The organism is Saccharopolyspora mangrovi (assembly GCF_035320975.1).
GTDB lineage: Bacteria > Actinomycetota > Actinomycetes > Mycobacteriales > Pseudonocardiaceae > Saccharopolyspora > Saccharopolyspora mangrovi.
Window position 1 is genome coordinate 91,084 of the sequence record NZ_JAWLNX010000017.1, and the last position, 13,136, is coordinate 104,219.

Below are 13,136 nucleotides of genomic sequence, written 5' to 3' on the forward strand. Positions count from 1 at the left end.
CTCTCTCGTGGGGGGCGGGGCCCCGAGGGGGGTTTGGCGCCCAGGCCCTCGTGGTGTCCACGTCACATGGGGCGGTAGCGATCGACCGGGACGGTCATCTCCTCGGTCCGCTCCACATCGGGGATGCCTCCGGCGAAGCCGGTGGTCATCGGGTCGGGGGTGTTGTCGGGGTAGGGGCCGTCCTGGCCGGGCCACGCAGGTGCCTGCGCCGCGGGCTGCTGCGCCTGCGGCTGGGCCGCGTGCTCCTCCTCGGCGATCTCGAGGTGCTGCATCACCCAGTCGCGCGCGAGCGCGGCCGGGGATGTGCCCTGCTTGAAGGCGAGCTCGCGGAGACGCTCGTTGGCCAGCAGCGGAAGGCGCAGCTGGTACACCTGAGCGGCACCGAAGCGACGCCCTGACCCGGTGGATTCGGGGTTGTCCTCCGGGTCCAGCGCAGCCAGGTACGACTCGAATTCGGGGTCCGGTTCGGCTTCCTCGGCGGTCTTGCGCTGCCGATTCGCCCTGGTTCGTCCTAGAGCCACGCCGACACGATAACGGTTGTGTTGCGGCCTGCCTATCGCGGCGACCTCGGAATTCGCTCCGCGGGGCGGAGCGCGCTACCGCCACGAGCGGGTGTCCCGATCGGCGGCGAGTTGGCGAAAACCCGCCCTGACGTGGAAGGCCCCCGCGCCAGGGGGAAGAGCGCGGGGGCCGGAGGGGATCTCCACAGGTGCTGACCGGGGGTGTGTCAGCGACGCCGATTGTGGCACGCGCCTCCCTCTCGCGGGGAGGGTTCTGGCCACTATTCGTGCATCCGGCACCGCCCGGCGCCGTCCGTCCGGGGGCTTATCCGGCACTACGGGCAGTGAGTCCGCCGGGATCCGGAATGCGCGAGGTGTTCTGTTCGTTGTCCGGATTGGACGCACGTTGTGACGCAGGCAATATCCGAAGTGGATCGCCCCACGCACGCGATTACTCTCAGTTGACACCGAATCACTCTCTGGGGGGCTGCGGCTGTTGACAAGCTGTGGATAACCTGCGGCCGGAACCCGAGGCCTGGGAGGCGTCATGTACGGGTCGCTGGACGTACGAAAGTTCTTGTGGCAGCAGGAAGACGGGCAGTCGCGGCAGTCGTCCGCGGTGCCCGGGCAGCGCGTCGGCGAGCCCTCGCGCATCTCGGAGGAACAAGTCCACCGAGCCAGAATCGCGGTCGCTCGCAGCGCCGAGAGCGCGGAGGACTGCCGCCTGCTGCTGGACATGCTGGGCTTGGTCCCCGATGAGGACGGGCAGCCGCCCGTGGCGCGCTGACCTGGTTCGCGCCGAGGGCTGGACCGGGCGTGGACCGGCCATGAGGTGCGGCTGGGTTCGATGACGAACTCGCAGTCGGCACGCGTTCAACGAACGTGATCAGCAGGTGTTCCGCTGGGCGAAAGTCGTGCATCCGGGGTAACTTCCGGTGGCATATTTGATCATCCGTTCGGGCGTGGCTTCGCTCGCGCGGGCGGGGGTCGTGCACATGCCATCGGGTCGGAGTCGATCAATGCCGCAGCAGCACCGGGCACAGCTCACGCGCCACTCGATCCTGGTCGCCGCAGCAGCGGAGATCGACCAGGTCGGCTACGAGGCCGCCAGGCTCAGCGCGATCTTGCGCCGCTGCAAGACCACCAAGGGCGCGTTCTACTTCCACTTCAGCGGCAAGCAGGACGTGGCCCAGGTGCTGGTCGAGCACTACCGCGAGCGCCTCTCTGAGCTGAGCGATCAGTGGTACCAGCGGGCGCAGGACCCGCTGGCCACGATGGTCGGCCTGACCTGCGACACGGCTCGCCACCTGGAGGAGGACGTGCAGCTGCGCGCCGGCCTGCTCCTGGCGTGCAACCACGTGGGCACGGACACCGACGGCTGGGAGTTCCTGTTCGACGACCTCATCCGCCGCGCGGCGGACCGCGGCCTGCTGCGCCCCGGCGTGGACCCGGCCGCGATGGCCCGCCTCTGCTACGCCGTGGTCGTCGGCACGAACCTGCTCGTCTCTGGTGATCCGCGACGCCTCGCCGCCCGCCTGGAGGAGTCGTGGCGAGTCCTGCTGCCGGGTCTGGTCGCCGACGGCGACCGGATGACCGCAGCAGCGGGATGATCACGAGTCCTGGATCACAAAACTCCGCCGCAGCCGGTTTTGACCGTTTCGGGCTGCGGAGGGGCCACCCCGAGGCCTTTCGCCGACTCCCGGGTGGCCCTGGCTGACTCTGGCGATTGGGCAGGTCAGGGGGCTAATATCGACGTCGGGCGCGGAGCGCTGGGGCGGTCCGCGACGGTGCCGCGCGGCTAAGGGGACCCCCCGTTTGGGCGGCCGGAAGCGTGTGTCGTAAGCTTTCATCACTGCCAACGGGGCGCCCCGAAAGGGAAAGCCGGTTGGAGGCGAAGGCCGGACCGGTTTCGGATCGGTCAAGCCCCCATCGTCTAGCGGCCTAGGACGCCGCCCTTTCAAGGCGGTAGCGCGGGTTCGAATCCCGTTGGGGGTACGAACAACTGAAGATTGAAGCATGGCCCAGTGGCGCAGTTGGTTAGCGCGCCGCCCTGTCACGGCGGAGGTCGCGGGTTCGAGTCCCGTCTGGGTCGCCAAGGCGAACGGCAACACGCCGGACGCTATCGGCCAGGTAGCTCAGTTGGTACGAGCGTCCGCCTGAAAAGCGGAAGGTCGGCGGTTCGACCCCGCCCCTGGCCACCGCTCTTACCTGCGAGAAAGCCCCTCCGGAGACCGGAGGGGCTTTTTTGGTCTCAGTTTGGGTCTCATTTGGCTGTGCCGATGGTGCCGGGGCACGGCCTTCCCCGGTCCGTGTCACTTGGACTGCTCGGTCGATCGCAGATGTCGGTCGACAAGTATCGCCTGACGAGCGCTGGCGACGTGTGCCCCACTTCGCCGGGCAAGCGGCAACGCAATCGAGCTCGATGACGCCATTCATTTTCGACGCGGTGTCGTGGCTGTGGAGTAGCGTTTTACCAGGTAGTGAGTGCTTTCGTGGGAGGCAATATGGCCAGAGACGACCACTACCAAGCACGTTCTTGGCGAGCCTGGTACGCCCACACCACCCTGTCACTACTCGCCCTCGCGTGGCTAGCCGTCGCGAAAACCCAGGCCATAAAGGGGGAAACCGCGTCAGCAACCAGGGCGTGATCGACTACACCTTAGCAGAGATCCGTCGCCTGTTGATCAACCTCATCACCCGAACACCACACCCCGCCGAACACGTCTGGTCCTGGTCACGCTGGCGCCGACGACGCCAACACCAAGCCCGACACTGCCACTACCGACGACGCGGCTACCCACTCTGAGTGCCGTTGCAGTACTAACACCTCCGGCGGGAGGCAATAGCCAGCATGCCAGCAAGGACATGCCTTGATCGAGGACAACGCCAAACGGGTCAAAGTGTCCGCTCGGCCGCATCGCCGCGACCGCCCTCGACATGCCCGCCTCCGCGAACCCTCGCGCGACAGCGCACACCCAGACCTGTATCGCGGGGGTTCGGGTTCCCGGGCAGATCGTCGGGCCGCGCGCTGATGATCTCTCCGCCGGGGTAGGCCCAATCAAGTTGCGTCGCCGGCGACGGGAGCGCCAGCGCCCATAGGCCGAGACGCTGACGCCGCTTGGCGTGGAGCCTCACGTTTCGTGAAGCGTCCGCACCTGTTCTTGGGCCCCGACACAACAGGTGCGGACGCTCCGCATCCACCGCGCATCTACTGCTTGCGGTGAAGGTATCGCGCGCCGCCCGGAGGGGGAGTTCAGGAGCGCTGCGACCCGGGCCCTGGTGAGCGTCGGCCGGGGGAAACCAGCGGTCACCAGTCGCGAGAAGGCTAACTTCCCGCGCCCGGGATTCGTCAGAGTCGAGTTCATTCGTCTCTCAACGTATGCGTTATTGAAACATGAACCAACGCGAAAATTGTTCGGCTGCTCCAGGCGAAACCGATTCTTTTCGTGAGGGGCCGGGGGCTTCGGCGCAGTCACGGCCGCGCCCATGCGGAAGGCCATGGCAAGTGACGAGGGCTCCCGCGCGCCTCATCCGGGTGGATAGTGGGCAGCCCACTGGCACCCCCTAACTGTGACGACTCAACAGGAGTCCTTCCGGATACATCACCCGTATGGTCTAACGAAGCTGTACAGACTGTAACGAGATAGCGTTGCGCGCGTTCGAAAAGAACGTCCCCGCCCGCATTGGCCGTGGGCGGGGACTCGCGCGATACCTCTGCGTCACCACTGGCGCAAACTCAGAGGTCGCGCAATGAGCAACCCGGCACGAAAACTGCTTGTGCAACGCTTCGGCAACGGTTGATCGACATCTGAACCCCTTGTCCTTAAAGTTGTGGCTCTTCCCTTTCCTGGAGGAAGACAAATGTTTGCTAAATCAATGCGTCGCGCTTTGATTGTTGGTGCTGCGCTGATCGGTGCGATGCTGGCGCCTGCCGCGGTCGCCACGGAGACGTCGGCCGCACCGAAGAACAGTGTCGCGAGTACGGTTAGGCTTTCTGTTTCCAGCGACGGTTCGGGCGTGAACCGCATGGTCGTGTTGCGCTGCCACCCGACGGGCGGCAATCACAAGCACACGGTGGAAGCCTGTGCTCAGCTCGACCAAGTCGGTGGATCTTTCACAGCGTTGCAGGCGGAAGAGCCCCGTGCGTGCACGCTGGAGTACGCCCCCGTCATGGTCAGCGCTACAGGCGCCTGGCGTGGATCCGAAGTCCGGTTCGAAGAAACGTATTCCAACATGTGTGCCTTGCGCGTGGAAACAGGTGTGGTGTTCGACTTCTGACCGACCTCCACCTGAATTTTGCTGGAACTCTCGCTGACCTTGGGGCCAGGGCAATTCACCCCCGCTCTGGCCCCCAAGGCCCAATTCAATTCAACTGTGGAGAAAGCCGAGATGAGCTACTACGAGATGACGCGCCTTGTTGCGCCCTTGGGTCAGATCACGACGGCGGCCTCTGTCGTACCTCAGTGGCCTACCGAGGATCCCGACGCCCCCGCCCGTCGCTTCGCGGATCCAGACACAATCAGGCTGCGCATTCCTCGCCAACACGTTCCGCGATCGCTCCGATTTCAAGGTGCCCTGCCTGCCGCAAAACCCGCCAAGGCACAACGTGGCGAAGAAACCAGGTACCTCCCGCAAGCCGTGGCACGGACCCGCGTTCTGCCGCTTCGAAGAACATGATTACAGCGCGAAAAGCATCGCTTCAAGGAAGGTTGAGTCCGTGATAGCTAACGAGGCTGCTTGCCTGTTTGAGCTGCGCGCTCTTCTGAAGCTCGCCGGACACGAGGACAGCGCCGCGCTCTCCGCATTCCATGCACTTGTGGACAAACGCGGCTGCACCGCTGTCCGCAGGGCGCTCACAAAGCTCGCAAGAGAGCATGCAACGCCAAGTTCCTACGAAGCCTCACGCTCGTAGTCAAGGTCGTTAAGGAGCCACGAGAGGGCACCCTGTCAAGGCGGCCGCCCTGCTGCGGAGGGTCGACGCGGACGTCCTCGGCGCCTTTCGCACGGATCGACCTTCGGCTGTGCTCAACGGGGTCTCGTCGAGTGTCACTCGTGAGGACCGGCGCCGGCTGGGCGAACTCATCCCACAGCGCTTGTGATCTCCAGCGCGCTTACCCGCCAGCACGGCAAGCCGAGCAGAATCCCGCCATCAACTGCGAAGTAATCGCCCCCGCCTCCGATCGGCGAACCGGTCGGAGGCGGGGGCGATATCTTTGGCTGCGTGAAATGGTTGACGACTGCGGCAGCGGCGGACACTCACCGCAAATCCTAAGCAGTCATCCAATTATCTTCCAGCACTTGCGCAATTGCAGCTACCCACCGAATTGCGCGCACGTCCTAGGCGAAGAAGAAATCAGCCTCTGTCGCGGCGCTGCTTTCTGCCACCGCCTCACCGCTGCCAGCGAACATGGCGTCACCGAACCCGCCATCGAGGGAGCTGGTGTAATCCACGCTGGATGCGGCACTGGTGGCGACATCGCCCTCAACGCTGCCGCCCCAGTACGTGTCGACCATGCCGAAATCCGCGCTGCCGTAGCTAGTAGCGGTGGCGTCGAACTCAGCGTCCGCGTCGCCCTCAGCCTCGAAAGTGCTCGCGGCTGCGCCGATCAGCTGAGCCTGCGAGCTCTGGTCAGCTTCGACCTCGGCCGTGGTGTAGGAACGAGCCATGGCTTCGGCATGAAAGTCAGCGTCCCCACTGAATGCGGCCTGAGCGCTGGCATCGGAATCGAAGCTTACGGTGTGCATTGTTGAGGTTCTCCCACATGAGAAAACTAGTAGCCATCGGCGTTACCGCCGCTGGATCTCGAATCAGAATGATCGTGACGAAACGGAATCGTACAAGATTCTCAATCCCAGCGAACGTGTTCCTGATCACTGTAACGCCTGGCCTCTAGTTGCGATGTATATTTTCATGACCTAGCGAAGTTGGTGCAAGCGAAGCCATTTTCAACGCCTGGTCGTGGGTGCACGCAGGCTCACCTCAAAAGTGGAATGCGGCGCTTCAGTTCACCACAGTAGTAGGTCAAGAGTTTTGCTGAGCAACAAAATCGACGTGTAAAGGTGGCTAAGACGCTTCTACGTTGGAATATTGTGTGCGCCTAGCGCGAATTTGTTTCATGATCCGCACCGTGCCATTGGCCGTGAGCGCCGGGGTGGTTAGATACGCGAGGCTTGCGGATCTGGTGAACTGCCGGGGTGATGGTCTCAGTTTGGGTCTCATTCGTTGTCGTTCAAGGGCGGCCAGCCCTGTTCGCTCTAGCCTCCTGACCAGGCCATACAGCTCAGGTGAACGGTGTCGAACGGGCAATCGTAGAACTGAAAAGCGGAAGGTCGGCGGTTAGACCCCGCCCCTGGCCACCGCTCAGAGCTGCAAGAAGGCCCATCCCGGATTGGGAGGGGTTTTTTGGTCTCAGTCCGGGTCTCGTTTGGCGTCGGTTTCGATCAACTTGACTGGCGGGAGCCACCAACCGCTCGCGGAAGCCCGGCCTAGTGGTGACCCAACTCGTGCCCGCGAACGTCGTCACACCTCGTTGAGATCGTCAGCCGTTGGCCCGTTCCCCAGGGCTGTTTCGTCTCGCAGTGCTCTGAGGGTGCCCAATTCTCGGTCGATGTCGCGCCGTTTGGCTTCGAGTCGTTCAAGCTCCTGTTCGAGCAGCTTTTCCATGAGGCCCGTGCGTTCCTCCGGGGGCGCTTCCAGGCACGGGAGCAGTTCGTTGATCGTGGCGCTGCACAGGCCGGCGGCGAACAGGTGCTGGATCATAACGACGCGTTCGATCATGGAGGGGTCGAAGTCTCTCCACCCACCCGGAGTGCGTTCTGAGCGAATCAGGCCCAGGCCTTCGTAGTAGCGCAGTGACCGGGCGCTGACACCGCTGGCGTCCGCCAGTTCGCCGATGCGCATCAAGACCTCCTCGGGCTCTCGTCCCACTTCAAGTGTTGCAGTTGACACCGGTGTGAGGTTCCAGGATCGAGGGGCCGCGCCCACCACGGGTGCCCGTGGAACCGGAGTCTCCTCGTGACAACGCAGATCCACGTGTGGTCTGGCTACGTCTGCCCGTTCTGCCTGATCGCTGACGAGGTCATCGAGCGCGCGATCGAAGACGACTCGGATGTGGAGGTCGTCCACCATCCCCATGAGCTGCGCCCCCGACCTGCGCCAACGCTACGGCCCGAGGATCCGTACCTGCCCGACGTCTGGCAGCGCGCCGTCTACCCGATGGCTCGCCGCTACGACGTGCCGTTGACGCTGCCCAGCATTTCCCCGCAGCCCTGCACCGACTTGGCATTTCGCGGCGCGCAGTACGCCGCAGACTGCGGACGGGCGCACGCCTACCACCGCCGGGTGATGACCGCGTTCTTCCGCGAAGACCTCGACATCGGAGACCGATCGGTGCTCGGGCACCTGGCAGATGACGTCGGCCTGGAAGCCTCCGCCTTCGACCGGGCGCTGGACGAGGCCGCCTATGCCGAGCGACACCGCCGAGCACTGGCCGACTCCGCCTCGATGGACATCACGGTGGTTCCGACCATCGTCATCGGCACGCGGCGCATCCACGGGGTAGCAGCAGAGGGCGTGATCCGCCGTGCTCTGCGCGAAACGGCGGCCGCATGAGCACCGACGCCACCCCGCTCAGCACTCTCATGATCCGCGCCGTCGAGGCCGGCATCCGGCACGTTCTGTCCGGCGGGCTCCCGTTCGTCGGTGTGGTCGTCACCGCGGACGGTGGGGTCTCAGAACCAGGGTTCAACCGCGTTCCCGAAACCGGCGACCCGACCGCCCATGCCGAGATCGTCGCTCTACGACAAGCGGCAGAGGAGCGGGGTTCCTCGGCGCTGACCGGAGCGACCCTGCTGGCCACCGGTGAACCGTGCGCCTTGTGCTACCGCTTCTCCGCTGGTCACGGAATCAGCCGCGTTTACTACGCCGTTGACCGCGACAGTGCCGCCGAATGGGGATTCGACTACCGGGCCAGCTACGCAGCCGACTGCACACAGGACCTCCCCATTGCCGCAACCGCCCAACACCTCGCCGTCGACCGAGCTCCAGAGCCGTTCGCCGCTTATCTGCATCGCCGAGCCGGCGGCGGTGCTCCTCGCCTCTGAGTACGCCACCCACGACGAAAGGACCTGCTGCCATGCACTGGCTCCACCTCGGCATCGCCGTCATCTTCGAGATCACCGTTGCCATCTCCGCCGGCAAAGCACAAGGGTTCACCAACGCAAAATGGACCACCGCGACGCTGGTCAGCGGCGGCATCGCCACGTACTTCCTCAGCCTGGCACTGCTCACCTTCGACGTCGGCATCGGCTACGCCGTCTGGGCAGGCATCGGCGCAGCCGGAGCCGCGCTCCTCGGACCGCTGTTCTTCGACGAGTCCCTCACGGCCGCAAAGGCCGTCTGGCTGGCCGTCATCATCGCGGGCGTGGTCTGGCTCAAACTCGCGGACAGCCCCGAGCGAGCTGGCGCGACCCGATGACATCGCCGGGGTGTTCGCAGCGGAAGGTCGGCGGTTCGACCCCGCGCGTGGCCACTCCTCAGAGCTTCAGGAGCCCCCGTCGATCTCGGCGGGGGCTTCCGGCCGAGGTGCGCGTCTCGTGCCTGGTCACCGGCGTGGGCTGTCGCCGGGGTCGGTGGGCGTGTAGGGTGAGTGGTGGTCGTTGTACTTCTGGGTTCGTGTTTTGTGCATGCTCGCAGGATGTTGATGCGGGCGAGCTTCTTTCTTTGGTTGTAGCTGGAGTTAGCCGCCGTCTGAGATCCCCCGGCCCGGGCCTCCGCGCGGTGCGGTTGCCCGTCATACCCCAGCTCCCGAAGGAGACTGACATGATCAACGGATCCGTGAAGTGGTTCAACTCGGAAAAGGGCTTCGGCTTCATCGCTCCTGACGAGGGTGGTCCGGACGTGTTCGTGCACTACTCGGCCATCGACGCGGCCGGATTCCGCACCCTCGAGGAGAACCAGCAGGTGACCTACGACGTCAGCCAGGGCCCCAAGGGCCCGCAGGCCGATGTCGTGCGCGTGGCCTGACTCCGCTGATTTCCTACCCGGCCCGCACCTCGCGTGCGGGCCGGGTGCTGCGGTTCCGCCGGTGCAGCTCCCGCACCCGCCACTCGTGGTGCGGTTGAGGACGGCCGAACCGATCCACCTCGCAGCGCGCTCGCTGCCATGACGACGCTGCCCACCGCTGGGCGCGCGACTGGCCGCGGCTTTCCCGCTGCAACTCCTGTTCCCCCGGTCGAGCCGAATCCGTCGCCACGGGCACGGTTCCCGGAACCTCGTTCGCCTGCGGACCTGCAGCCGCGACGCTCGGCGTTGCGCCAGGTCCGCCGGATCCTCCTACGCATTGGAGCTACATGCGGGCACACGACAGCCTGATCACGACCCCACCCGCGGTGTTCGCGGTGAGCGGCGACCTCGTCGGCGCCGAAGTCGCCCGGCTCGCCGAGCGGCTCTGGCCGCATCTGCTGATCGCGCCACCGGAAACGCTCGTGGACCTGGCCACGACCGACACCGTCGACGCCGCCGGGCTGGACCTCCTCGTCGCCGCGCGCACCTACGCGGCCCACCGGGACATCGCCCTGCACCTGATCAACGCCGCGCCCGGCGTGCTGCGCGCGGTCGCGAATCCGGCACCTCGGCAAGGCGCCTTGCCGGTGATGGCCTGATGCGACACGCCCGACACGTCGCGCGGACGTTGTCCGATGACGCCTGGGTGATCACCGATGCCGAGGGTCAGCACACCGCGCGGGTCGTCGGCAGCGAACACGACGCGATCGTTCGCGCGCACCATCAGCTCGCCGCCTACGGGGGTGGGCAGGTGCTGCTCACCGATGCCGACTGACCGCTCCCGGATCAACGTTTGGGCAGGTCAGATCATCAACACGTGCTTGACAGCGGTGGTCGCCGCAGACTAGGAAATACTGGACGGTAACCCGTTTGGGCCTGCGTTCGGCGGGTGTTCGGACCACTGGAAGCTCCTGGGAGGAGCAGTCGAATGCGACGCTCGCTGTTGGCGCTGGCCCTGGCCGGTGCGGTGGTGGTCGGGTCGGGCACGGCTCAGGCCGCACCGCCGGCTGTCTCGCCGCCCGGGGCCAACGACTGGTCGTGCGAGCCCAGTGCCGAACACCCGCGTCCGGTCGTCCTCGTGCACGGCACCTTCGAGAACATGGCCAAGAACTGGTCCGTGCTCGCCCCGCAGATCGAGCAGGCGGGCTACTGCGTGTTCGCGCTGGACTACGGCAACAACGCCACCGGTCGGATCGAGAACTCCGCGCAGGAGCTGTCGTCCTTCGTCGACCAGGTCCTCGCCGCCACCGGTGCTCGTCAGGTCGATCTCGTCGGGCACAGCCAGGGCGGCATGATGCCCCGCCACTACTTGAAGTCCCTCGGCGGCGCCGACAAGACCGGCGAGCTGATCGGGATCGTGCCGTCCAACTACGGCACCACCACGCCGCTGACCAACCCCACCGGTGTCGTCTGCGAGGCGTGCGCCCAGCAGACGCAGGGATCGCCGTTCCTGACCGAGCTCAACGACGGCGACGACACGCCGGACGGTCCTGACCACACGGTCATCACCACCCGCTACGACGAGGTCGTCACCCCCTACACCAACGCGTTCTTGCACGACGGCCCGGCCGAGGACCTGGCCAACATCACCGTGCAGGACCAGTGCCCGAACAACCTCATGGAGCACGACCAGAGCCCGAACGACGTGGTGGTGGCGCAGTGGGTGCTCCACGCCCTCGACCGCGAAGGTCCGGCAGACCCCGGCTTCCAGCCGAACTGCTTGCTGTGAACGGACTTCCGGGCTAGGAGCGCGTTGCTGTAGTTCCCGCTTCAGCGCGGGGGTGCTGCTTTGTGTCTCGGGTTTCCAGTGGGGAGCACGTCTTCGGAGGCCGCGTCGATGCGTTCGCGGTCTCCGGTGATGAACAGGCGCGCAGGGGTGGCCCAGCAGCGACGTCGCGACCGGTCGTGCCCGTTCACGCTGGCGGATGAGCCCTTCGGTGATCAGCGTTGCTCGATGCTCCACCGAGGACGCGACGGCGTGCTCCCACCGTCCCATCGCGCGAGATACGTTGACCAGTTGGTAGATCTACCACATGGTCAGCCATGCTTCCGGAGGGGCGCGCCGCCGTGTTCACCGGGGCAGGAACCCCCGCAGAGGCGGAGTTCCTGCCCCGGTGGGTCATTCGTGCCAGCCCGCCCGGAACACCGGTGCTCGGCCGCTGACGGCCCGGTGGCACCAGTCGGCGACCTCGGCGCCCACCTGCTCCGGTGTGAGCGGTGAGGAGTCGATGGTCGTCATCGCCCACTCCGGGCCCGGGGAGCGGTTTATCCAGCGGTGCCAGCGCATGTCCGGCCAGGCGTCGTTGGTGACCGCCTCCGGGACGTGGCCCGGGTCGGTCGCGTGGGCGCGCAGCCAGGCGGCGAAGGCCTGGTGGCGCGGGATCAGGTCGCTCGGGTCGCCGCGCTTGGCGAGCCGGGCCGCGTGGGTCCGCTCGTCGACGTCGAGCAGGCAGGCGGCGATGTCGATCCGGTCCGCGCTGACCCGCGAACAGCAGGTGTTTCCCCTCGGCCTCGAGGGTGATCGCGCGGCGGACCGCGGTTTCCACCTGCTCCTGGCGCCAGGCGATGGTCGGGATCTGGGGGATCGGGCCGAGCGTGAAGAGCTCGGCCGTCTCGAACTCCTCGCCCAGGAGCCGGCGCGCGTGCAGGCGGGCGGTGGTCTTGCCGGCGCACGAGGCGCCGCTGACGAGCAACAGCAAGGTTTCTCCTTCGGGAATGGCTCAGCAGGCGCCGCGCGCGAAGCGCGGCGCCGCGGACTCGTGGGCGAGTCAGCCGAGCCGGAAGAAGAACTGCTGCATCATCACGTCGCCGAGGTTAGACGGCGAGGACGAAGCGCTCCACCGAATTTCCGTCGGTGGTCAGCTGGTCGGCGAGTGGTCGCGCGCGAGGGCGGCGAGGGCTTCCTCGACGCAGTCGGACCAGCGGCGGGTCCCGAGGTCGGTGACGCCCGAGTCGCCGGTGAAGGCGCTGGAGATCACCACGTCCGGGGTGAGGTCCGCCAGCATTCCGAGGCTGGCCACGAGCGAGTCGTGGTCGCTGTGGCCGGGCAGGTAGCCCGCGAACCACCTGCCGTCGGCGCCCCGCACGATCGTGTCGCCGGTGAACAGGTAGCTCGTGCCGTCGGCCCCGGGGACGAGGAAGCAGGCGCTGCCCGGCGTGTGACCCGGGGTGGGAATCACCTCGAACCCGGCCGGTTCGCTCCTCCGATCGTCGAAAGCGCCGTCCACAGCGCAGGTTTCGCGGGCGATCGGGGCCTCGGCGGCCGCGATGCTCAGCGTCGAGCCGAAGCGCTGCTTGATGGTGCGCAGCGACGGCGCGATCTCGTCCTGGTGGCTGAGGTACTGGTGCCGCACGCCACCGAGCTCGGCCATCGCCTCGATCTCGGACTCCAGCGAGGTGTTGTAGAACAGCACGTTCCCGCTGGACGAGGTCCAGACGTAGGCGTGGGTGCTCAGGCCGGGCGCCGGGTACTCCGCTTCGGTTTCCCAGAGATCAGGGCGGATCCTCTTCATCGTTGCCTCCAGTCGATCGGTCTGGGGACAACGCTAGGAGTTCCAGTTAACTCGAAGTCA

General features: G+C 66.1%; 14 protein-coding genes, 3 tRNA genes and 1 pseudogene. 14 read left to right on the forward strand and 4 right to left on the reverse strand.

Features of this window, described 5'->3' with window-relative positions; genetic code table 11:
* Positions 1-62 precede the first annotated feature (62 nt).
* Positions 63-521: a hypothetical protein gene (locus R4I43_RS22815; protein WP_324267721.1), complete on the reverse strand. Its 459-nt coding sequence runs from the start codon at positions 519-521 to the stop codon at positions 63-65.
* A gap of 526 nt (positions 522-1,047) precedes the next feature.
* Here R4I43_RS22815 and R4I43_RS22820 point away from each other — a divergent pair.
* The 7 genes and pseudogenes from R4I43_RS22820 (at position 1,048) to R4I43_RS22850 (ending at position 4,778) form a co-directional block, all read left to right on the forward strand.
* Complete coding sequence (locus R4I43_RS22820) at positions 1,048-1,287, forward strand: hypothetical protein (RefSeq protein WP_324267722.1); 240 nt, start codon at positions 1,048-1,050, stop codon at positions 1,285-1,287.
* Positions 1,288-1,519: 232 nt separating this feature from the next.
* Positions 1,520-2,110, forward strand: a complete 591-nt coding sequence (locus R4I43_RS22825; RefSeq protein WP_324267723.1) for a TetR/AcrR family transcriptional regulator — start codon at positions 1,520-1,522, stop codon at positions 2,108-2,110.
* Positions 2,111-2,422: 312 nt separating this feature from the next.
* Positions 2,423-2,495: transfer RNA gene (locus R4I43_RS22830), tRNA-Glu, on the forward strand.
* A gap of 23 nt (positions 2,496-2,518) precedes the next feature.
* Positions 2,519-2,595: transfer RNA gene (locus R4I43_RS22835), tRNA-Asp, on the forward strand.
* A 29-nt stretch (positions 2,596-2,624) separates the two neighbouring features.
* A tRNA-Phe gene (locus tag R4I43_RS22840) sits at positions 2,625-2,698 on the forward strand.
* A gap of 303 nt (positions 2,699-3,001) precedes the next feature.
* Positions 3,002-3,148, forward strand: a pseudogene (locus R4I43_RS22845) (IS701 family transposase); the annotation flags it as partial.
* Between the two features lie 1,213 nt (positions 3,149-4,361).
* On the forward strand, positions 4,362-4,778 hold the full coding sequence (locus tag R4I43_RS22850) for an SSI family serine proteinase inhibitor (protein ID WP_324267724.1): 417 nt from the start codon (positions 4,362-4,364) through the stop codon (positions 4,776-4,778).
* Between the two features lie 1,059 nt (positions 4,779-5,837).
* On the opposite strand, the gene R4I43_RS22855 is transcribed toward R4I43_RS22850, so the two are convergent.
* Together R4I43_RS22855 and R4I43_RS22860 are read right to left on the reverse strand one after the other, a co-directional pair.
* Entirely contained in the window at positions 5,838-6,245 is a 408-nt protein-coding gene (locus R4I43_RS22855; protein WP_324267725.1) for a hypothetical protein, read from the reverse strand.
* 775 nt (positions 6,246-7,020) lie between these two features.
* Complete coding sequence (locus R4I43_RS22860) at positions 7,021-7,401, reverse strand: MerR family transcriptional regulator (RefSeq protein WP_324267726.1); 381 nt, start codon at positions 7,399-7,401, stop codon at positions 7,021-7,023.
* Between the two features lie 114 nt (positions 7,402-7,515).
* Here R4I43_RS22860 and R4I43_RS22865 point away from each other — a divergent pair, with 114 nt between their 5' ends.
* The 7 genes from R4I43_RS22865 (at position 7,516) to R4I43_RS22895 (ending at position 11,293) form a co-directional block, all read left to right on the forward strand.
* Positions 7,516-8,112, forward strand: coding sequence for a DsbA family oxidoreductase (locus R4I43_RS22865; protein WP_324267727.1), 597 nt, complete (start codon positions 7,516-7,518; stop codon positions 8,110-8,112).
* A gap of 29 nt (positions 8,113-8,141) precedes the next feature.
* The gene (locus R4I43_RS22870; RefSeq protein ID WP_324267728.1) at positions 8,142-8,603 is read left to right on the forward strand and encodes a nucleoside deaminase; all 462 of its coding nucleotides are present in this window, start codon (positions 8,142-8,144) and stop codon (positions 8,601-8,603) included.
* 32 nt (positions 8,604-8,635) lie between these two features.
* The gene (locus R4I43_RS22875; protein ID WP_324267729.1) at positions 8,636-8,977 is read left to right on the forward strand and encodes a DMT family transporter; all 342 of its coding nucleotides are present in this window, start codon (positions 8,636-8,638) and stop codon (positions 8,975-8,977) included.
* 344 nt (positions 8,978-9,321) lie between these two features.
* Complete coding sequence (locus tag R4I43_RS22880; protein WP_324267730.1) at positions 9,322-9,525, forward strand: cold-shock protein; 204 nt, start codon at positions 9,322-9,324, stop codon at positions 9,523-9,525.
* A 326-nt stretch (positions 9,526-9,851) separates the two neighbouring features.
* Positions 9,852-10,163 carry an STAS domain-containing protein gene (locus tag R4I43_RS22885; protein WP_324267731.1) on the forward strand — a complete coding sequence of 104 codons (312 nt, stop codon included), beginning with the start codon at positions 9,852-9,854 and terminating at the stop codon, positions 10,161-10,163.
* Positions 10,163-10,339, forward strand: coding sequence for a hypothetical protein (locus R4I43_RS22890; RefSeq protein ID WP_324267732.1), 177 nt, complete (start codon positions 10,163-10,165; stop codon positions 10,337-10,339). The genes R4I43_RS22885 and R4I43_RS22890 overlap by 1 nt, the downstream gene beginning before the upstream one ends.
* 153 nt (positions 10,340-10,492) lie before the next feature.
* Positions 10,493-11,293 carry an esterase/lipase family protein gene (locus R4I43_RS22895; RefSeq protein ID WP_324267733.1) on the forward strand — a complete coding sequence of 267 codons (801 nt, stop codon included), beginning with the start codon at positions 10,493-10,495 and terminating at the stop codon, positions 11,291-11,293.
* Positions 11,294-12,422: 1,129 nt separating this feature from the next.
* On the opposite strand, the gene R4I43_RS22900 is transcribed toward R4I43_RS22895, so the two are convergent.
* Positions 12,423-13,076 carry an MBL fold metallo-hydrolase gene (locus R4I43_RS22900; RefSeq protein ID WP_324267734.1) on the reverse strand — a complete coding sequence of 218 codons (654 nt, stop codon included), beginning with the start codon at positions 13,074-13,076 and terminating at the stop codon, positions 12,423-12,425.
* Between the last annotated feature and the right edge of the window lie 60 nt (positions 13,077-13,136).

Coding starts and splice junctions, on each gene's coding strand:
- R4I43_RS22880 (WP_324267730.1), top strand. CDS start 9,322: ATGATCAACGGATCCGTGAAGTGGTTCAACTCGGAAAAGGGCTTCGGC.
- R4I43_RS22875 (WP_324267729.1), top strand. CDS start 8,636: ATGCACTGGCTCCACCTCGGCATCGCCGTCATCTTCGAGATCACCGTT.
- R4I43_RS22825 (WP_324267723.1), top strand. CDS start 1,520: ATGCCGCAGCAGCACCGGGCACAGCTCACGCGCCACTCGATCCTGGTC.
- R4I43_RS22890 (WP_324267732.1), top strand. CDS start 10,163: ATGCGACACGCCCGACACGTCGCGCGGACGTTGTCCGATGACGCCTGG.
- R4I43_RS22895 (WP_324267733.1), top strand. CDS start 10,493: ATGCGACGCTCGCTGTTGGCGCTGGCCCTGGCCGGTGCGGTGGTGGTC.
- R4I43_RS22820 (WP_324267722.1), top strand. CDS start 1,048: ATGTACGGGTCGCTGGACGTACGAAAGTTCTTGTGGCAGCAGGAAGAC.
- R4I43_RS22885 (WP_324267731.1), top strand. CDS start 9,852: ATGCGGGCACACGACAGCCTGATCACGACCCCACCCGCGGTGTTCGCG.
- R4I43_RS22850 (WP_324267724.1), top strand. CDS start 4,362: ATGTTTGCTAAATCAATGCGTCGCGCTTTGATTGTTGGTGCTGCGCTG.
- R4I43_RS22870 (WP_324267728.1), top strand. CDS start 8,142: ATGATCCGCGCCGTCGAGGCCGGCATCCGGCACGTTCTGTCCGGCGGG.
- R4I43_RS22860 (WP_324267726.1), bottom strand. CDS start 7,401: ATGCGCATCGGCGAACTGGCGGACGCCAGCGGTGTCAGCGCCCGGTCA.
- R4I43_RS22855 (WP_324267725.1), bottom strand. CDS start 6,245: ATGCACACCGTAAGCTTCGATTCCGATGCCAGCGCTCAGGCCGCATTC.
- R4I43_RS22900 (WP_324267734.1), bottom strand. CDS start 13,076: ATGAAGAGGATCCGCCCTGATCTCTGGGAAACCGAAGCGGAGTACCCG.